The sequence below is a fragment of the Kandleria sp. genome, from assembly GCF_017934775.1.
GTDB classification, from domain to species: domain Bacteria; phylum Bacillota_I; class Bacilli_A; order Erysipelotrichales; family Coprobacillaceae; genus Kandleria; species Kandleria vitulina.
On sequence record NZ_JAGBIX010000005.1, the window covers coordinates 36,270 to 55,004 of the forward strand.

Consider the following 18,735-nt stretch of genomic DNA (forward strand, 5'->3'; position numbering starts at 1 on the left):
AGGAGCTATGCTCCTTTTCTTTATAGAATAAAAAGGAGGAAACATGGAAAAACAACCACCACATGTCACAAGCAAGCTTCGTCATAACATCTTAGAAATGCCCTCAGTTATACATGAAGCAACTGGTATTCGCGTCTATGGACGATTAATCAAGTCATTAGTTTTTACAACAGATTTAGCAATCATTCGTAACTGTGATGCTGATGCAGTATTCGCAGTATATCCCTTTACGCCCCAGCAAGCCATCTCTAATGCTATTATCAATGCATCCTATATCCCGGTCTTTTGTGGAGTAGGTGGCGGTACAACTAATGGATTACGTACTGTTGGACTTGCCAAGGATGTTGAAAGCCAAGGTGCGATGGGAGTGATCTTGAATGCCCCCATTACTAATCGCAATCTTTTGGCTGTTTCTCGTTCAGTTGATATTCCTATTATTATTACTGTTGTCAATAAGAAAGTTGACATTAATAGAAGATTAAAAGCAGGTGCTTCTATCATCAATGTTGCAGCAGGAGAAGATACGCCAGAAGTCGTACAATGGATTCGCAAGTCTTATCCTGATATTCCTATTATCGCTAGTGGCGGTAATACGGAAGAGAAGATCAAGAAGACTATTGATGCAGGTGCCAATGCGATCACATTTACACCACCTTCTACTTCTGAATTATTTAAGACTATGATGGAAGGCTATCGTCAAAAAAAATAAAGTACGGATTCTATCCGTACTTTTGCATTATGTTAGAGAAAAGAGTATGCTTATTATTATGATTGGGGGAAAATCCATGAAAATATTTAAACGTCTGATCATTCTTGTGGTAGTTGCCATTGTGGTAAATGTCGTAACCAATAAGTTCTTAGATTATTCATCGTCAAGCAATGATAATCAGAGGCAGATCAGCCTATTGCGAAAAGCGATGGTTAATAGAGATTCTGATGCGACAATACATTATGTGACGAAGGGTGATGAAAGCAAGACATTGGGAAAGACGCTTTTTGAAAAAGCGGTAGCCTACACCGGTGTTGCAGATGAAGGAGATTATATTAAATACAATCTTTCTTCCTATAGAACAAGAGTCAGCTATGTCAAGAAGGTAGGAGAATATCAGTATGATATTGATTATCATTTTGAATTCTATACTAACTTAAAACAAGAACAGGCGGTAGCCACTAGAGTAAAAGCAGTGGTTAAAACGTTAGAGGGTAAAAGTGATTATCAGAAAATCAAGTATATCAATGATTACATTACTTCCCATGTACGCTATAGAAATACTGGTACATTGGCACATACAGCCTATGGCGCTTTGCATTATGGAAAAGCAGTCTGTCAAGGATATACCTTATTGATGTATCGTATGCTTTTAGCATGTGGAATCGATAATCGTATGATTGTAGGAACAGGGTTCAATGGAGAAAGAAGTGCTTCTCATTCATGGAATATCATCAAGTTGAAGGGTGCTTATTACAATAATGATGTCACTTGGAATGATACTGTACCTGCCAATCAGTATTTCTTAAGAGGAAATGATTATTTTATTGCTACTCATCAAAGCGATAAGGAATATCAGAGTACAAGTTTTAGGACAAGTTATCCTTTATCTAATACAGATTATGTGTAAGGAAGAGCTGAGCTCTTCCTTTTTGTGTGAAATAAAGTGAAATCGTCCATTTCACTTATGAAAGCTTTCTTTCTCAATTACAATGATACAAAAAGGAGGCTAATATGAAAAAACATTATTTACTTATTTTTGGGTTAGTAGTAATGTTGATGGGAAATGGAATAAGTCCAGTTAGTGCCACAAGTTCTATTGAGGACAAGCTTAATCTTGCAAACAATACAAGCTATACGTGGACGTATGATGCGTCATCACAATCGTGGACATCCTCTGTCGTCACGGCAGTCACTTCACCAGAAATTGAAGAAGAACAGGGTGTTTCAATCTGCGTTCCAGCAAACTATGTCAAAGGCATAGATACCAACCGTGATGGCAAGGTGGATATCACTGAAGAGAACTATAGCCAACAGGTAAATGGCAATATGATCATTGATAAAACTGGCCAGGTTGTAAGTTCCAACAAGCAGACATACACAGCGACAAGCTGTCCGGTCATTATCAATACGGGCGCTGCTGGCTATAGCAGTCAGACAAGCCAAAAGGCGTCTAGCGAGTATGCGAAAGAAGGCTATATTAATGTAGCGTGTGGAAATCGTGGGAAGCAGGATAGCGTGACGGATTCTTCAGGGAATACGTACTATACGGGGGATGCACCATTGTGTCTGGTGGATCAAAAGAATGCGGTACGTTTTGTGAAGTATAATATCTTACTGGGCAATATTCCTGGTAATGTGAATTACTTTGTTTCTACTGGTGGATCAGGTGGTGGTGCGCATGCCACAATGCTGGCGGCGACATCTAATAATGAAGACTATTATGATTATGAAATAGAAGCAGGGGCTGTTGGTGTCTATAAGAATACGGATGGAAGCTATGATACGAGTGTTGTGATCAATGGCAAGCGTGTCGCTATAAGTGATGGTGTCTGGGGCTGTATTGCCTATAGTGCCATTACGCCATTATCATCGGCTGATATGGCTATGGCCTTTGAATATTATCTTGATACATCTTATTCATTTAATACGAACTTTCAAAAGAAGCTGGCTTCTTATCTTGCTAAAAAGTATATGAGCTATATTAATAGTCAAAAGCTTTCTATTGATGAAAAACAGGTAGGATTGGATATTAATAATGATGGTGATCAAGAGGACCGTGTTCTACTCGCTATTGAATATGATAAGAAGAAATATGCATCTACCAATGGGTATGGTGGAACTTATCTGAATTATTATCTTGCGACGATGATAAACTCTTTACAGAGTTATCTTGATAATCTTGATTATAGTGAAGGATGGACATGGTTTGATCAGAACGGGAAAGCTTTATCTGATGAAGCAGTGTCCAAGATGAGTACTAAGGATAAAGCAAAAGCCTTTATTGAAGGACGATATGCGAAAGTGGAAAATAGCTATACTGGACAAGTGGGAACACATACGAAGTCTTCTTCAAGTGGAGTCAATGCGAACAACTACAGTTCATTTAAGGAGATGTATGAAGCTTACAAGTCTGACATTAATGAAATTTCAAGTGGTGATAAGTATGGCAATAATATTGTAGATCTTTATGATCCAATGGTTTATATTGGCAAGAAGACCACTGACAATCCTACTTGGAGTAGAATTGTCATGGGAGCTGCAGAAGGTGATATGTCGATGATGTCATCACTTCAGCTTCAGGCAAAATGGCTCAGTGTTGGAACTGATGCAAAGATTGAGTGGCAATGGGATGGCGGACATGTGCCTTCGGAGGTACTTGGGGATTCATTCTCTTTATATGTAGATCAGATGTATGGAAAATATGTCAATAATAAAGAGATTGTCAAGTCGTCTACAAAACAAGTAAAGAATGGTACAGCTACAAAAGCGACAGGTACTAATATTAGCTCTTGGGTCAATGAAGATGGATCATTTACATTGAAAGCTGCAGTATCTTATCGCACTCATAATGCTAACAAGGCGACTCCTGGTTTTGATGTTATGGATTATGGACAGGAAGATTATGTCTTTGGCAATGCAAGCAAGGATGCTAGACATTGGGATAAGTATGTTCTTGAAGTATTTAAAGAACATTATGAAGAATTGGAGAAAATATTTAATCAGGAAGTAGCTACTCCATCCTATGTATACTATCTGATTATTGCAGGTAGCTGTTTAGGATTGATTATTATTGTCTTGATTTTATTTAAAGTGAAAGAGATCCGTGGGTAATACACGGGTCTTTTTTTGTCACAATATAACCAATTATGAATATGGTAAAGAAAACATCAGGTTATGCACATTTTATTGTGAATACAGCCACAGTTTTTTTGGATTTTCTTATAGAAAAAGTGTACAAGTGCAAAACAGGTTGTTATAATAGTGGTAAACAGTGGCAGAAAGTGGGAAAAGGTGGTGGATTCTGGTGTTCTTTGGTGAATATAGACACAACATGGATACTAAGGGCAGACTATCTATTCCTGCAAAAATGCGCAATCAGTGCGGATCTTTGGTCTATGTAACACGTGGAAACGAAGGATGCCTGAATGTTTACAATGAGGAAGGATGGAATGCCTATTATCAAGGGTTGGCACAGCTTTCTCAACGTAAAAAAGAAGCCCGTAAGTTCTTGCGACTTGTACAGTCTAAGACTCATGATGTTGAGTTTGATAAAACGGGACGTATTAATATTCCTGCAGATTTAAGAAGTTTGGCAGGACTAGAAAAAGAATGCATCATCATTGGTGTAGGTGACCATATGGAAATCTGGAATCAGCAGAAATGGGAAAGCTACTATGAAGAAAATGATGCAGATTTTGATGAATTATCAGAGATGTTGGAAGAGGAGTAATTATGTTTGAACACAAAAGTGTGATGTTACATGAAGCGGTAGACGCTTTACAAGTAAAAAAAGATGGTATTTATGTGGATTGCACACTTGGTGGAGGTGGACATAGTTCGCAGATTCTTTCACAGCTAGAGAGTGGACACCTTTACTGCTTTGATCAAGATCAGCATGCCATTGACGCAGCAAGCGAACGTTTAAGCAAGATCAGTGATCATTTTACGATCATTCATTCGAACTTTAAAAATATTAAAAGTGAACTTGAAAAACGTGGAGTCTATAAAGTCGATGGTGTACTTTTTGATTTAGGTGTGTCATCACCACAGTTTGATGAAGCCTCAAGAGGATTTAGCTACAATCTTGATGCAAGATTGGATATGCGCATGAACCAGCAGCAAAAGCTAAGTGCTTATGAAGTTGTCAACGAATATTCGTACAATGATTTAGTACGTATCTTATTCAAATACGCAGATGAAAAATTTGCGAAATCTATTGCTAGAGGCATTGAGAAAGAAAGAGAAATTCAACCGATTGAAACAACTTTCCAGTTGGTTGATGTAATCAAGAAAGCGATTCCAGCCAAATATCGACGTAAAGGCGGACATCCTGCAAAGAGAACTTTCCAGGCTATTCGTATTGAAGTCAATGATGAGCTAGGTGTATTTGAAAAAGCATTGGATGATGCTTTGTCAATGCTTAATGTCAATGGAAGAGTAGCAGTGATTACATTCCAGTCATTGGAAGATAAGATCTGCAAATATCGTTTTAATGAATTAACGAAGATGCCAGATCTTCCAAAGAATATTGCGATTATTCCTGAAGGACTTGAACCATCCTTCAAGAAGGTTACAAGAAAACCAATTCTGGCAAGTGAAGAAGAATTGGAAGAGAACCATCGTTCTCATTCCGCAAAATTAAGAGTGATTGAGAGGGTAAAAGAAAATGGGGAAGAAAAAGACTAATGATCCAAAAGTTTTAATTATTGCTAAAAGAGTTGCTTTTTTTGCATTTGTCGTTGCCATTTTAGGTAATATTGTCTTTAACTCACTTGAAATGGATATTAATGCCAAAACAAAAAAGAGACAGGATGAAATTTCTGCTATTCAATCAGATATTGATGGGCTTGAAATTCAGAAATCAGAGCTTGCTTCATTTTCTAGATTGAAGAAAGTAGCAACTGCTAAAGGCTATACATATAAACAGGGATCAACTGCTGCAGTCGTAGTAAGTGAGGATAAATAGTGAAAAGAAAGAAAAGAGATCCAAATTATGGTATTATTGCTTTAAAGAGAATAATGGCGGTAGTCGTAGTAGGACTAATCGTCAATATTGCTTATCTATGCGTAACTGGTAAAACAATCGTTAGTGGAGAAAACATTCGCGATTATAATAAGACACGTGGAGCTGGTCGTATTACTAAGACAGAATATGCGACTAGAGGTACGATCTATACAAGTGATGGTGAAGTTGCTGCTAAGGATGTTAAGAGATACAATCTGATTACATATATTTCGCCTATTCGTGTTACTGCAAAGAATGAGCCTGCGTATGTAGTTGATAAAAGAAAGACTGCTAAGGCTTTATCAAAGATTCTTGGAGCAGATGAAGAGTATCTTTACAAGAAGATGCAATCAAAGGGTTATCAGGTAGAATTTGGAAACTACTCTAAAAACCTATCTGCTGTTGTGAAAGATAAGATTGAAAGATTAAAATTACCAGGATTGGAATTTAAAGAAGTACGTTCAAGAAACTATACTTTTGGTGATTTTGCATCGTATGAGATTGGCTATGCCAAATCAGCAAAAGATGATGATAAGCAGCTCGTTGGAGAACTTGGTATCGAAAAGAGCTACAATAATTATCTTCAAGGAAAAAATGGAAAACAGATCTATTTGATTGATTCCAAGAAAAATGTATTGCCAGGTGGGGAACTTTATTATAAGAAATCAACACCGGGTAATGATGTTTATTTAACAATAGACAGCCGTATTCAGACTGAGCTTGATTCATTGATGAAAGAATTTATTGAGAAAGCTAAGCCTGATAAGGCAACATGTGCGATTATGGAAGCAAAGACAGGAAAAATTCTTGCAGTAAGTGATTATCCTTCTTTTGATCCTAATAAACGTAACATGAAAAACTTCAATAGTATTTTCTTAAATGGAGCCTATGAATGTGGTTCTGCATTCAAGGTCTTCGTCTATGCGAATGCGCTGACTGATAAAGTGTTAGATATCAATGATTACTATCATTCAGGGGTCTTCACTTATCGTTCAGCAGGTAAAGTGATTGCCCAGATTCATGATGTCAATAGGACAGGTTGGGGTAGAATCACTTATGGAGAAGGATTATATCGTTCTTCCAATGTAGCTATCTGTAATATTTTACAAAGCAAGACAAATATGAAATCATTGATTTCTGATTATGATCGCTTAGGATTCTTTAAATCTAGTACGGTTGATGGCTTGACATCAGGTTCTGGGGTTAAAGGATATGATGGGAAATCAAAGAGTCTTGAATACTATACAACTGGATTTGGACAAGGTTCTTCTGTAACACCATTCCAGCTGTTAAGAGGGTATAGTGTTTTTGCAAATGATGGAAAATATGTTGAACCTTATCTTGTAGAAAAGGTTGTTAATCCGACTAACAAGAAAACAATCTATTCTGCTAAGACTACATATTCAGAGAAGATCTATTCTACTGAAGCAGTAAAGACAATGAAGTATCTGATGTATGGTGTTACTCACAATAAGGCTGGTACAGTACATGCGCACTATAAAGATTCCGAAGTTGATATTATCGGTAAATCTGGTACTGGTCAGGTGGCAGTAAATGGTTCTTACTCAGCATCACTTCATTCACATACATTTGCAGGTCTTGCACCTTATGATGATCCAGAAGTTGTCTTTGTGATTACATGGCAGAATACATCCAACTATACTGGAGATGCTGCTAATGTCATTAAGGCAATTGCGAAGTCCGCATTGAATATTCATAAGGATAGTTCTAAGAAAGTTAAGACGAATACTTACACGATGCCAAACTTTACAAATCAGTCTGTAGAGTATGCCAATAATATGTTAAAGAAGAATGGTGTCACACCAATCATTATTGGAGAAGATGGCAAGAGTGTTACAAATCAGTATCCTGAAAGTCAATCGACAATTACATCGTCGTCACGTGTTATGATTGCAACCGATGGCAATAAGATCATCATGCCTTCAATGGAAGGATGGTCAAGAAAAGAAGCGGAAGCTTTTGGTGCTCTTTCTGGGGTCACAATTGAAACTGAAGGAGCAGGTACAATCTATAAGCAGGATGTAGAAAAAGGTGCTGAAATCAAACTAAATCAAAAGATTAAGGTTTATGCAAAGTAGCATAAACCTTATTGTTAATAATGATAAATTATGCTATAGTGTAGGCGTTTAACAAAGGGGAGAAAAACGTTATGAATCTTATTAGATTAGTATTAACTTTTGTCGTGGCACTCTTATTTGTCTTGCTGACAATGCCACAGGTTATTCCATTCTTGCATAAGCTTAAGTTTGGACAGATTGAAAGAGAGGAAGGACTTGCTTCACATAAAGCTAAGCAGGGAACACCTACAATGGGTGGACTTGTCTTTATTATTGCAGCTATCGTTGCAGTGTATTTATGCAATATTGAATTCTTGAAGAATCCCTATATTAATCTTCTTGTTTTTGCATTAGCTGGCTTTGGCTTTATTGGTTTTGTAGATGATTACTTAATTGTAGTACAAAAAAGCAACAAGGGATTAAGACCGCTACATAAATATCTATTGCAGTCAGTATTTGCGATTGGTTTCTATATGTTAGCAGCGAGAACTATTCCTGAATTTAGTCATCAGATTACGATTCCGTTTACACAGTTGAATGTGGATCTTGGATGGCTTTATCCAGTACTTGTTTATTTCATGTTTACTGCTGAAAGCAATGCGGTCAACTTATCTGATGGACTAGATGGATTGGCTACAGGATTAGTCATGATTGCCATTGTTCCCTATATCATCTTCGCATTGATCTTAAAAAATTGGGCTATTGTGATCTTCTGTGCAGCAATGATCGGGGCATTAGCAGGCTTTATGCATTTTAACTATAATCCAGCTAAAATCTTTATGGGGGATTGTGGTTCTTTAGCATTAGGTGGTGTTCTTGCCGCATTATCAATCTTAACAAAGCAGGAACTGCTATTGATCTTAATTGGACTTGTTCCACTATGTGAAACACTGTCTGTTATTATTCAGGTTATTTCATTTAAGACTAGAGGAAAAAGAGTCTTTAAGATGGCACCTATCCATCATCATTTTGAAATGTGTGGATGGTCTGAAACAAAAGTGGTACTTGTATTCTGGCTTGTAGAAGCATTAGCTGCTATTGCCAGTGTGTTGATTGGAGTCATGTAAAATGGAAATAAAAGATAAGAAAGTCTTAGTATTAGGTCTAGGAAAATCAGGTCAGGCAGCTATTCGCCTTTTGGAACATTTTGGTGCTAAGATCACTATCAATGATGGAAGCCCAAAAGAAAAGATTGCTCATTATGATGAGTATATCAACAAGGGGATGGAAGTTATCTACGGTGGTATGCCTGATGAATTATTTGAAAGAGATTTTGATTTTGTCGTAAAGGTACCTGGCATCAATTACCATGCACCTTATGTTTTAAGATTAAAAGAACGTGGTATTCCTGTTCTTACTGAAATTGAGTTAGGCTATCAGGTAGCCCGCCCTCAGCATTATATTGCGATTACAGGAACAAATGGAAAGACGACAACGGTGTCTTTGCTTTATTCAATCTTAAAGCATGCTAATAAGAAAGCACACATTTGTGGAAACTATGGTATTCCTTATTGTGATGTTGTTATGGATGAACGTCTTTATGAAGAAGAAGGACATGATATTGTACTAGAAATGTCTAACTTCCAGCTGTTGGATATTCATGAATTTAAGCCACAGGTTTCAAGTGTCTTGAACTTGACTCCTGATCATCTTGATTATATGGACAGTCTTGATGAATACTATGCATCAAAGATGAGAATCTATGAAAACTGTGATCAGGATGCGATCTTTATCAGAAATCTTGACGATAAGACTTTGACATCTTATCTAGAAAAGATTCCTCCTCATAATAAGATTGAAACATTCTCGCTACATCAGGATGCTGATTGTATGTTAAAGGATCGTACAATCTACTATAAGGGAGAAGAAGTTATCACTCGTGATGAAATCAAGATTGTAGGACTTCATAATATTTCTAATATCATGGTTGCTATTATTGCCTGTGTTCATAGTAACGTATCGTTAAAGACAATTAGAGAAGCTATTTCATTATTTACTGGGGTAGAACATCGTCTAGAATATGTTACAGAGAAAAAGGGTGTGAAGTTCTATAATGATTCAAAAGGGACTAACACTGATGCCGCAGTGATTGCGATTAAGGCTTTTGAGAAACCTGTTATCTTATTGATGGGTGGACATGAAAAAGGATTACCTTTAGATGATGTACGTGCATTAAATGATCACATTAAATACCTTGTGACATTTGGTGAAGCAGGTCATCGTTTTGCTTGTGATATGCATCATCCTCATACTTATGAAGTCTCTCATATGAAAGATGCTATCTTGAAAGCTAATGAACTTGCAACAAGTGGAGATGTCATTTTGCTTTCTCCTTCTACTAGCTCATTTGATGAATTTAATAACATGGGTGAAAGAGGAAGAAAATTTAAAGAAATCGTTAAGCAGCTTTAAGGCTGCTTTTTGAGAAAAAAAGATAATATGATACAATAGATAAGGTGATAAATATGAAAATAATAGTAAGTGCCGGAGGGACAGGAGGACATTTATATCCTGCTCTTGCATTGGTAGATTATATTAAAAGTCAAGATCCTACAGCAGAGTTTCTTTTTGTAGGAACAACTGATCGATTAGAAGCGCATGTCGTACCTGAATTAGGTTATGCCTATAAGGGACTTCATGTAAAAGGACTATCAGGTAATCCTCTTCAGAAAGTAAAGAATGTTTTGCTTTTTATTAAGTCATTATCTCACTCGAAGAAGATCTTAAAAGAATTTAAGCCTGATTTAGTTGTTGGATTTGGTGGCTATCCAAGTGCATCCATTGTACTTGCTGCAAGCAAGAAGAAGATTCCTACTATGATCCATGAACAGAATTCTATCATTGGTTTAACAAATAAGATCCTCATCAACAAGGTTGATGAAATCATCTGCTGCTATAAGCAGGCGCTTGAACAGTTCCCTGCTGAAAAGACAAAGCTATTAGGAAATCCTCGTGCCAGCAAGGTGTGGGAAAATGATCTTAAGGATGTACATGATATCTATAATATCCCTCGTGATAAGAAGGTTGTTGTGATTGTAATGGGATCTTTAGGTTCAGCGACTATCAATAAGACAATGGTTTCTGCTTTAAAGAAGATGGAAAATGAAGATTATCATATTTTATATGCGACAGGAAAAGCACATTATGAAGAAATGAAGAAGGAAGCTTCTTTCAATGATAATATTCATATTGTACCCTATATCGATGATATGCCTAGCGTATTGAAGAGCAGTGATATTATTGTATCTCGTGCGGGAGCTACAACTTTAGCAGAGATGACCTCTCTTGGCAGTGCTTCTATTCTTATTCCAAGTCCTTATGTTGTGATGAATCATCAGGAACATAATGCGATGGAATTAGTTAACAATGAAGCAGCCCTTATGATTCTTGAAAAAGATCTTAATGAAGATGAATTAGTAGAAAAAATTTCATTATTGATGAACAATGATGAAATGAGAGAAAATATGAAAAAGAATGCTAAGGCTATGGGAAAACCTCATGCCTGTGAAGATATTTATGGTGAAATCAAGAAACTCTTAGAAAGGGGTTAGTATGATGAATATGACGACAATCTATAATGAATTATTGGCGCTAGATATTGGGGAAGTCATTCAAGATGAACCAATGTATAAGCATACGACCTATAAGGTCGGTGGACCAGCGCGAATCTTCTGTGAACCACGTGGTATTGATGAGTTAAAGAAAGTACTTAGTTTTATAAGAAATCATCAGTTAAAGTATATGGTACTTGGAAAAGGCAGTGACCTGCTTTTCTCTGATAGTGTCTTTGAAGGTGTTATTGTTTCACTTAATGCCTTAAATAAAGTGCATTATAATGGCAATATCATTAAGGCACAATCCGGTGCTAGTCTTATTGCATTGGCTTATCAAAGTGCTAAGGTAGGCTTGTCAGGATTTGAATTTATGGGTGGTATCCCTGGAACAATCGGGGGAGCGCTCTATATGAATGCAGGTGCTTATAAGTACTGTATTGCGGATGTTTTTGAGTCTTGTCAGATTCTTAATGAAAACAATGAGATTATCACTTTAAATAAAGAACAGATGCAGTTTGATTATCGTCATTCTATTTTACAAAGTCATCCTGAATGGGTGATCATTGAAGGAACATTCAGGATGAATGTGAAAGATCCTAATGAAATAAGAGCGGTGCTTGATAAACGTAAAGAACGACGCATGTCGTCTCAGCCTTGGAATTTTGCAAGTGCCGGCAGTGTGTTCCGTAATCCAGCCAATAAAGCCGCATGGCAATATGTCGATGAAGTGGGCCTTAGAGGATATGAAATCGGTGGAGCACAGGTGTCACCAAAGCATTCTAACTTTATTGTCAACAACGGATATGCATCCGCTAAGGATGTTCTTGATTTAATACATTTGGTCGAAAAGAGCGTTAAAGATAAATTTGGAGTAGAACTCAAAAAAGAAGTTATTCTTGTCAACTGGGAGAATCTATGACCAAAAGACAAGCGCAGGAACTATTTGGAAACATAGGGGAATACAATAGTGATCCTCGTAAAGTCCTGCTTAGAAAAAAGAAGAAGCTAAGATTAAAAAAGAAGGCAAAGATCTTTCTTTTCCTTTTCGTTTTATCTTTGATTGTACTCTATTTTATCTCTGATTTCTCAAGAATTCGTACCATTAGTGTAGAAGGCAACCAGACAATTTCTACCAAGTATATTCAGAAGGTATTAAGTCAATATAAGAAAGATACGATTTTCTTGCTTAATACCAACAAGGTAGAAAAGAAAGTATTGGATATGCCACTTATTAAGAAAGCAGATGTTTCTAAGAATCTACTAGGACATCTGAGTGTTCGTGTAAGTGAAGGTGATATTCTTGCTTATGCGACAATCAAGAATAAGACATATATCATTGATTCAATGGGACATGTCTTTGAAAACAGTCCTGAAATGGGACTAGGTGATGTTAAGAAATACGTGAAGGTTTCTCATTTTAAATCTTTTGGACAATTGAAAAAGTTTGCAAAAGAATATGTCAAAATACCAGAGAATGTACATAGTTCAGTAAGTGATATCATTCTTTCTAATTCTAAGACGGAACCTTTCAGGGTACGTATGATTATGGATAATGGAAAAGTTCTCGTTGTAAGAGTCAATGAGATGGTTGATGTATTTGAAAGATTTGATTATCAGGCCAATAATGTCGTTCAAAAAGATGTACAGACGTATGTCTTTATGAATGGAAAATTATATATGTATTCATCTGATGATAAATTTGATTATAAGAAATAAACCTTTTGTTTAGACAAGAGGTTTTTTTACAATAAATTGTATACTTTTTGTCTTACTTTATTTCAATAAACCTTGTTTTATGATAATATAAATATATGTGTAAATGGGGAGAATAAATATGAAAGAAATATATGCCGTTTTAGATATCGGATCAACGACAATTAAATTACTGGTAGCTGAAACAGTCAGTGCAAATATTAATATCCTTTTCTCTAAGAAGATTCCAAGTCATGGTATCAGCAAAGGAGAAATAAAAGATATGGATGCGGTCGTAGAAGACATTCATTCCATTGTTAATGAGGCAAACAAAGAATTGAATACGACTATTCAAAGTGTTGCGCTCGTTCTTCCATCACATGATGCAAGAGTTTATTTGGGAGATGGCATTACTAAAGTAAATTCTCCATCAGATAAAATCGGTGTTGATGATGTACTACGTACAATCAAGCTTTCTAGAAGGTTTGAATTGAGCAAGAATGAAGATGTTGTTTCAACGGTGGCTATTCGTTATCATACAGACACTAGAACGCTCGATAAGATTCCACTTGGAGTCAGATCAGCATCTCTTAAAGCAGAAACAATGATCATTGCAACACGCAAGAAAACGTTATATGCCTATTTGACAGCGGTAGAAAAAGCAGGTCTAGAGCTGTTGGATATTACAATAGATGCCTACGCTTCAGCGAAGGAAGCATTTGATGCAGTTTATTTACAGGAGGGCGCTATTCTTATTGATGTAGGATATCGTTCATCTACAATTGCATTCTTTGAAGATGGATACTTAAAGTATTTAACACAGGCCCCGGTGGGAGGCTTTGACTTAACAAAAGCAATCGCAGTAGAATGGCAGATTCCAATGAATCAGGCTGAAGTCTACAAGGTAAAATATGGAACATGTCAAAAAGATCTTGGCAATGAAGATGTAATTCTTTCTTCTAACGTGGATGGACGTATTGTCAATTATACGCAGAAAGATTTATCTGGCGTATTGACAAGAGCTGTTCAGGACATGATGGAAGTTGTTAAAAGCAAGATTGATGTAATCAACGATGGACGTAATTATGAAACAGTCATTGTTGGTGGTGGAGGAGAGCTGCCTTTCTTTGATGAAGTGGCTACGGATGCTCTTGGATCACCGGTAAGATGTTACCGTCCAGAAACAATCGGTGCGAGAGATATGACTTTTGTTCCATCGTTAGGTATGGTTTATTATCTCAATGATCGCAAGGAGCTGCTTGGTGAACAGAATGTCTCATTGACTCTACCTGATTTGTCAAGTACAATGAATATGCGATTAAAAGGGTTAACAAAAACAAAAACAGAGACAGAAAATAAAGGTCGTTTTAAAAGATTTTTAGAAGCGATTTTAAGTGATGATGAGTAAAGAAAGAGGATAGAGGACTATGGATTTAAATATGGATTTTGTTCAGGTTGCAAATATTAAAGTAGTGGGAGTTGGCGGCGGAGGATGCAACGCTGTCACAAGAATGGTTCAGGATGGCGTTAAAGGCGTAGAATTCTATGTAGCCAACACTGATGCACAGATGTTAAAAGGTATCAATGATGTAGAAAAATTAATTTTAGGTAAAGATTTAACTCACGGACTAGGTGCCGGTGGAAATCCAGAAATTGGACGTAAGGCTGCAGTTGAAGCTGAAAATGATATTCGTGAAGCTTTAACTGGTGCTAACATGGTCTTTGTTGCTGCCGGTATGGGCGGTGGAACTGGTACTGGTGCTGCACCTGTCATTGCTAAGATCGCAAGAGAACTAGGTGCATTGACAGTAGCTGTTGTCACTTCTCCTTTCTCATTTGAAGGACCAAGACGTGCAAGACAGGCACAGGCTGGATTAGATGAATTAAAACAGAATGTCGATTCTATTATCGTCGTATCTAACGACCGTCTATTAGATGCTATTGGTGGTAGACCAATGGGTGAAGCATTCAAGGAAGCAGATAATGTGCTTCGTCAGGGTGTTCAGACAATCACTGACTTGATTGCCATTCCAGCATTCATCAACCTTGACTTTGCGGATGTATCTTCAGTCATGAAAGATCGTGGTGCTGCATTGATTGGTATTGGTATGAGCGATGGCGACAACAAGGCAGAAGAAGCTGCTAAGAGAGCTATCTCTTCTCCACTTCTTGATGTATCTGTTGCTGGTGCTAAGGATGCAATTGTTAACGTAACTGGTGGACCAAATATTTCATTATATGATGCAAGTACAGCTTTAGCTGCTATTCAGGAAGCTGTTGGTAATGAAGTTAATACAATCTTAGGTGTTGCTATTAATGAATCATTAGATGATCAGATTATCGTTACAATCATTGCAACTGGTTTCGAAGAAGAAGAGGAACCAACAATGCCTGAAACTTCGTATACGGCTAAGACATCTCGTAAGATTCCATCTTCAAGCTTTGAAGAACCAGAAGATGAAATCGATGATGATGTACCTGCATTCTTAAAGAATAGAAGAATTTAAAAAAGAAGCTAACAGGTGACTGTTAGCTTTTTATATAATTGAGGAGGAAATTATGTACAAATTTGGATTTATTGGGATGGGGAATATGGCTTCTGCCATCCAAGAAGGCTTTATTAAAAAAGGGGCTGTACAATCAGAAGATATCTGTGGATGTGATCTTTCTGAAGCAGCACAGAAACGTGCAATCGAAAGAGGCGTAGCTGTCTTTGATGATGCTAAAGAAGTCATCAATCAAAGTGAAATGATCTTTATTGCTGTTAAGCCACAGGTTGTTGAAAAGGTTATTGCCCCAATTAAAGATGATTTAAAAAACAAGGCTGTTGTATCAATGGTATTAGGATACGACTTTGCTAAATATGAAACAATGCTAGATTCTTCTACTAGACATTTAACATTCATGCCAAACACACCAATCCAGGTAGGAGAAGGTATGGTACTTATTGAAGAAAAACATTCATTAACAAATGAAGAATTCAATTTTATCAAATCATGCTTTGAAAAAGCAGGTTCAGTAGAAATCTTGCCATCTCACCTTATGAATGTCGGTGGTGCCTTGTCAGGATGTGGACCAGCATTCATCTATATGGTCATTGAAGCATTAGCTGATGGTGCAGTCGCAAAAGGACTTCCACGTCAGGCTGCCTACACATTAGCTAGTCAGACAGTATTAGGTAGTGGAAAGATGCAACTAGAAACTGGTATTCATCCAGGAGAATTAAAGGATCGTGTAACATCACCAGGTGGTTCTACAATCCGTGGTGTCAGAGCACTAGAAGATGGTGCTATTCGTTCTGCTTTCATGGCAGCTATTGAAAAATCAATGTAATAGAAAAGAGGGATAATCTTGAAGGGATTTAAACTGTTAATTGTTTTGCTTGTTTTTTCTTTATTGCTTCCTATCGGAAGTGTATCTGCTAAAGAAAAAAAGATTGTTTATCTTACATTTGATGATGGACCATCACAAAACACACCAAAGGTTCTTAAGGTCTTAAAGAAATATCACGTAGTAGCTACATTCTTTGTCACTGCTCAAGAACCAGCTTACTTCAAATATATGAAGAAAGCTTACCAGATGGGAAATGGTGTTGAAGTTCATACATACTCACATGACTATAAGAAAATCTATAGTTCAACTAAAGCTTTTTGGAAGGATCACGAGAAGATGAATAAGATTGTTAAAGCCTATACAGGACATTCTTCAAAAATCTTCAGATTCCCTGGTGGAGCTTCCAATACCATCTCACGTCATTACTCACGTGGCATTATGAAGAAGCTTGCTAAAGAGGCAAAAGAAAAAGGTCTTATTTATCAGGACTGGAATGTCAGCAGTGGGGATGCTGCGGGAGCCACTGTTCCTTATAAGCGTATTGCAAGAAATGCGACTAAGAGCGGCAATATGAATCACTGTGTTATTTTAATGCATGATATGCGTACAAAGACAACAACAGTAAAGGCTTTGCCAAAGATCATTAAATACTACAAGAAACATGGGTATACATTTAGAAAATTATCTAAATCATCATTCCAGGCACATCAGCATATCAATAATTAGTGGATTTTAAAAAAAAATCCACTTTTTTTAAAAAAAGAACTTGTAAACGCTTACAAGTTATGGTATATTTTAATTACAAAGAAGGAGGACTGATTAAACCAACTTCTTAAAGAAAAAAGATACTCTAAAATAGAATCTGACCTGGCATAACAAAGAATAGGTTGAGAAATCATTCGGAAAAGCCAAAGTAGGACTATCAAAACTGATAGTAAATATTCTGATGATGCAAACAGAAATCTATGAGCGAGAAGAGTCATAGGTGGAGAGCTCAATGAAACGAATCAGAATAGAGAGCCAAGAATAATAAGCTGGAAAAGGTTAGATTTTAAAAGAGTATCTTTTATTTTGCAAGAAAACTTCTATTTGTATGCGTATAGAATAGTAGGAGGCATACTTATGGAAGAATGGATCTATTTGAGTCAGCCGTTTTTTAAAAGTGTCATGCACAGCCTAGATGAGCAGTTCATTAAGCAAATCATTGAATCTCTTATTAAAGAAGACATCACCAACTTATCTATCGAAGAAGGAGATCTTCTCTTAGGTACATTTTATAAAAAAGAGATACGCTGTCACTTTATAATAGAACGTGTAGAAACCTTTGAACTACTTTTTAAGCAGCTGATGTCAAGCTATACTTACGGTGAACCGTTTTATCAGATTGTTTTTACGGGTATAAAGAGAGATATTTTTATTGAGACATTTACTTATCGTTCATCTCGCACAATGCTTTATGATAAAGGAATGCGTACTGATCTCATTTCTTTGACTTGTTCAAATAGGGATGATAGTTTTCTTTCTCATTTTGTAGAACAGCTTACATCTCCTTCTGATGAAGATGAATTAGGCTCATCAATACTTTCATGTTTCCATCATTTCATTGAAAATGAAGAAAACATGAAAAGTGTCTATAGGGACTATTATCAAGAAGAAGTCAAAGCCATCAAGCAACAGTGCAGTTTATTAAAGAAACAGCTGAAGCTCTCAGAAGAGCGTCAGATCAAATCCCAGGTGCTGTTTTTAAAGAAGGTATTTATTCAGCGCTTTGGGGATATGAACTATCGTTTTTTGGATTATCTTTCTCACAATGAACTCGATCATCTGATAGAAAACTGTGTCACTTTAACTTTTGAAGAATTAAAAAACTATATCGAATGAAAAAGACTGAACAATGCGTTCAGTCTTTTTTGTGAAATTGAGAATATAGTGAGCCAAGTCCAATGGCAGCTACAATGATAATAATAATCTGCATGTCTATCGCCTCTTATAGAAAATAATCTCGTTTCCATTTACGTAATGCTTCTAGAAACAGTGCGTGTGATTCTTCTTCAATGTTATTGTGTTCAATATTCATGATCGCATCATGGTGAGCAGCTAAAATGGAATCAATCTCTGCTTGTGCTTCTGGTTTGTCAGAAGAGGCATCGAGCATTTCATTTCTAAGTGCTTTTGATAACTGATCATGGGAGAATTTATCATACTCCCAAACGTGAGAAATATTAATGATATTTTGTAATGTTCTACTTATTAATTCTCTATCCATGTAATCACCATAAAATATTTTATCAATTTATGAAGTGAGATGCAATTGAATTTAAAATCTAATATAAAAAGGGAATGAAATCACTTTCATAAACC

The 18,735-nt window shown here is 36.6% G+C and carries 18 protein-coding genes; 17 read left to right on the forward strand and 1 reads right to left on the reverse strand.

Going from position 1 to position 18,735, the window contains the following annotated elements; genetic code table 11:
- Window positions 1-43: 43 nt before the first annotated feature.
- The 17 genes from J6L95_RS00750 (at window position 44) to J6L95_RS00830 (ending at window position 18,255) form a co-directional block, all read left to right on the forward strand.
- Complete coding sequence (locus tag J6L95_RS00750; RefSeq protein ID WP_029070201.1) at window positions 44-709, forward strand: hydrolase; 666 nt, start codon at window positions 44-46, stop codon at window positions 707-709.
- Window positions 710-785: 76 nt separating this feature from the next.
- Window positions 786-1,619 carry a transglutaminase domain-containing protein gene (locus J6L95_RS00755; RefSeq protein WP_287457740.1) on the forward strand — a complete coding sequence of 278 codons (834 nt, stop codon included), beginning with the start codon at window positions 786-788 and terminating at the stop codon, window positions 1,617-1,619.
- A gap of 104 nt (window positions 1,620-1,723) precedes the next feature.
- The gene (locus J6L95_RS00760; protein ID WP_287457741.1) at window positions 1,724-3,823 is read left to right on the forward strand and encodes a hypothetical protein; all 2,100 of its coding nucleotides are present in this window, start codon (window positions 1,724-1,726) and stop codon (window positions 3,821-3,823) included.
- A 160-nt stretch (window positions 3,824-3,983) separates the two neighbouring features.
- Window positions 3,984-4,442, forward strand: coding sequence for a division/cell wall cluster transcriptional repressor MraZ (gene mraZ, locus J6L95_RS00765; protein ID WP_353806775.1), 459 nt, complete (start codon window positions 3,984-3,986; stop codon window positions 4,440-4,442).
- 2 nt (window positions 4,443-4,444) lie between these two features.
- Entirely contained in the window at window positions 4,445-5,398 is a 954-nt protein-coding gene (rsmH, locus tag J6L95_RS00770) for a 16S rRNA (cytosine(1402)-N(4))-methyltransferase RsmH (RefSeq protein ID WP_029072379.1), read from the forward strand.
- On the forward strand, window positions 5,379-5,678 hold the full coding sequence (locus J6L95_RS00775; RefSeq protein WP_051550640.1) for a hypothetical protein: 300 nt from the start codon (window positions 5,379-5,381) through the stop codon (window positions 5,676-5,678). The genes rsmH and J6L95_RS00775 overlap by 20 nt, the downstream gene beginning before the upstream one ends.
- Window positions 5,678-7,816, forward strand: coding sequence for a penicillin-binding protein (locus tag J6L95_RS00780; protein ID WP_287457742.1), 2,139 nt, complete (start codon window positions 5,678-5,680; stop codon window positions 7,814-7,816). The genes J6L95_RS00775 and J6L95_RS00780 overlap by 1 nt, the downstream gene beginning before the upstream one ends.
- A 71-nt stretch (window positions 7,817-7,887) precedes the next feature.
- A complete protein-coding gene (mraY, locus tag J6L95_RS00785) occupies window positions 7,888-8,862 on the forward strand; it encodes a phospho-N-acetylmuramoyl-pentapeptide-transferase (protein WP_029070208.1) in 975 nt (324 codons plus the stop codon).
- A 1-nt stretch (window position 8,863) separates the two neighbouring features.
- Complete coding sequence (gene murD / locus J6L95_RS00790) at window positions 8,864-10,207, forward strand: UDP-N-acetylmuramoyl-L-alanine--D-glutamate ligase (protein ID WP_287457743.1); 1,344 nt, start codon at window positions 8,864-8,866, stop codon at window positions 10,205-10,207.
- A 53-nt stretch (window positions 10,208-10,260) separates the two neighbouring features.
- Window positions 10,261-11,346 (forward strand): undecaprenyldiphospho-muramoylpentapeptide beta-N-acetylglucosaminyltransferase, encoded by a 1,086-nt coding sequence (gene murG / locus J6L95_RS00795; RefSeq protein ID WP_029070210.1) that lies wholly within the window; start codon window positions 10,261-10,263, stop codon window positions 11,344-11,346.
- A 1-nt stretch (window position 11,347) separates the two neighbouring features.
- Window positions 11,348-12,268, forward strand: a complete 921-nt coding sequence (gene murB, locus J6L95_RS00800) for a UDP-N-acetylmuramate dehydrogenase (protein ID WP_353806776.1) — start codon at window positions 11,348-11,350, stop codon at window positions 12,266-12,268.
- Window positions 12,265-13,065: a cell division protein FtsQ/DivIB gene (locus J6L95_RS00805; RefSeq protein WP_287457744.1), complete on the forward strand. Its 801-nt coding sequence runs from the start codon at window positions 12,265-12,267 to the stop codon at window positions 13,063-13,065. Before murB ends, J6L95_RS00805 begins: the two co-directional genes overlap by 4 nt.
- Window positions 13,066-13,183: 118 nt before the next feature.
- On the forward strand, window positions 13,184-14,449 hold the full coding sequence (locus J6L95_RS00810; protein ID WP_029070213.1) for a cell division FtsA domain-containing protein: 1,266 nt from the start codon (window positions 13,184-13,186) through the stop codon (window positions 14,447-14,449).
- A gap of 19 nt (window positions 14,450-14,468) precedes the next feature.
- The gene (gene ftsZ / locus J6L95_RS00815) at window positions 14,469-15,548 is read left to right on the forward strand and encodes a cell division protein FtsZ (RefSeq protein WP_107318147.1); all 1,080 of its coding nucleotides are present in this window, start codon (window positions 14,469-14,471) and stop codon (window positions 15,546-15,548) included.
- Window positions 15,549-15,600: 52 nt separating this feature from the next.
- The gene (gene proC, locus J6L95_RS00820) at window positions 15,601-16,374 is read left to right on the forward strand and encodes a pyrroline-5-carboxylate reductase (protein WP_029070215.1); all 774 of its coding nucleotides are present in this window, start codon (window positions 15,601-15,603) and stop codon (window positions 16,372-16,374) included.
- An 18-nt stretch (window positions 16,375-16,392) separates the two neighbouring features.
- Window positions 16,393-17,100, forward strand: coding sequence for a polysaccharide deacetylase family protein (locus tag J6L95_RS00825; protein WP_287457745.1), 708 nt, complete (start codon window positions 16,393-16,395; stop codon window positions 17,098-17,100).
- Between the two features lie 396 nt (window positions 17,101-17,496).
- Window positions 17,497-18,255: a hypothetical protein gene (locus tag J6L95_RS00830; RefSeq protein WP_287457746.1), complete on the forward strand. Its 759-nt coding sequence runs from the start codon at window positions 17,497-17,499 to the stop codon at window positions 18,253-18,255.
- Between the two features lie 106 nt (window positions 18,256-18,361).
- Here J6L95_RS00830 and J6L95_RS00835 read toward each other — a convergent pair whose 3' ends face one another.
- Window positions 18,362-18,640 carry a hypothetical protein gene (locus tag J6L95_RS00835; RefSeq protein ID WP_287457747.1) on the reverse strand — a complete coding sequence of 93 codons (279 nt, stop codon included), beginning with the start codon at window positions 18,638-18,640 and terminating at the stop codon, window positions 18,362-18,364.
- Between the last annotated feature and the right edge of the window lie 95 nt (window positions 18,641-18,735).

Bases quoted from the DNA above. Each gene is read 5' to 3' on its own strand.
- J6L95_RS00750 (WP_029070201.1), top strand. From the start codon at position 44: ATGGAAAAACAACCACCACATGTCACAAGCAAGCTTCGTCATAACATC.
- J6L95_RS00755 (WP_287457740.1), top strand. From the start codon at position 786: ATGAAAATATTTAAACGTCTGATCATTCTTGTGGTAGTTGCCATTGTG.
- J6L95_RS00760 (WP_287457741.1), top strand. From the start codon at position 1,724: ATGAAAAAACATTATTTACTTATTTTTGGGTTAGTAGTAATGTTGATG.
- rsmH (WP_029072379.1), top strand. From the start codon at position 4,445: ATGTTTGAACACAAAAGTGTGATGTTACATGAAGCGGTAGACGCTTTA.
- J6L95_RS00775 (WP_051550640.1), top strand. From the start codon at position 5,379: ATGGGGAAGAAAAAGACTAATGATCCAAAAGTTTTAATTATTGCTAAA.
- mraY (WP_029070208.1), top strand. From the start codon at position 7,888: ATGAATCTTATTAGATTAGTATTAACTTTTGTCGTGGCACTCTTATTT.
- murD (WP_287457743.1), top strand. From the start codon at position 8,864: ATGGAAATAAAAGATAAGAAAGTCTTAGTATTAGGTCTAGGAAAATCA.
- murG (WP_029070210.1), top strand. From the start codon at position 10,261: ATGAAAATAATAGTAAGTGCCGGAGGGACAGGAGGACATTTATATCCT.
- murB (WP_353806776.1), top strand. From the start codon at position 11,348: ATGATGAATATGACGACAATCTATAATGAATTATTGGCGCTAGATATT.
- J6L95_RS00805 (WP_287457744.1), top strand. From the start codon at position 12,265: ATGACCAAAAGACAAGCGCAGGAACTATTTGGAAACATAGGGGAATAC.
- J6L95_RS00810 (WP_029070213.1), top strand. From the start codon at position 13,184: ATGAAAGAAATATATGCCGTTTTAGATATCGGATCAACGACAATTAAA.
- ftsZ (WP_107318147.1), top strand. From the start codon at position 14,469: ATGGATTTAAATATGGATTTTGTTCAGGTTGCAAATATTAAAGTAGTG.
- proC (WP_029070215.1), top strand. From the start codon at position 15,601: ATGTACAAATTTGGATTTATTGGGATGGGGAATATGGCTTCTGCCATC.
- J6L95_RS00830 (WP_287457746.1), top strand. From the start codon at position 17,497: ATGGAAGAATGGATCTATTTGAGTCAGCCGTTTTTTAAAAGTGTCATG.
- J6L95_RS00835 (WP_287457747.1), bottom strand. From the start codon at position 18,640: ATGGATAGAGAATTAATAAGTAGAACATTACAAAATATCATTAATATT.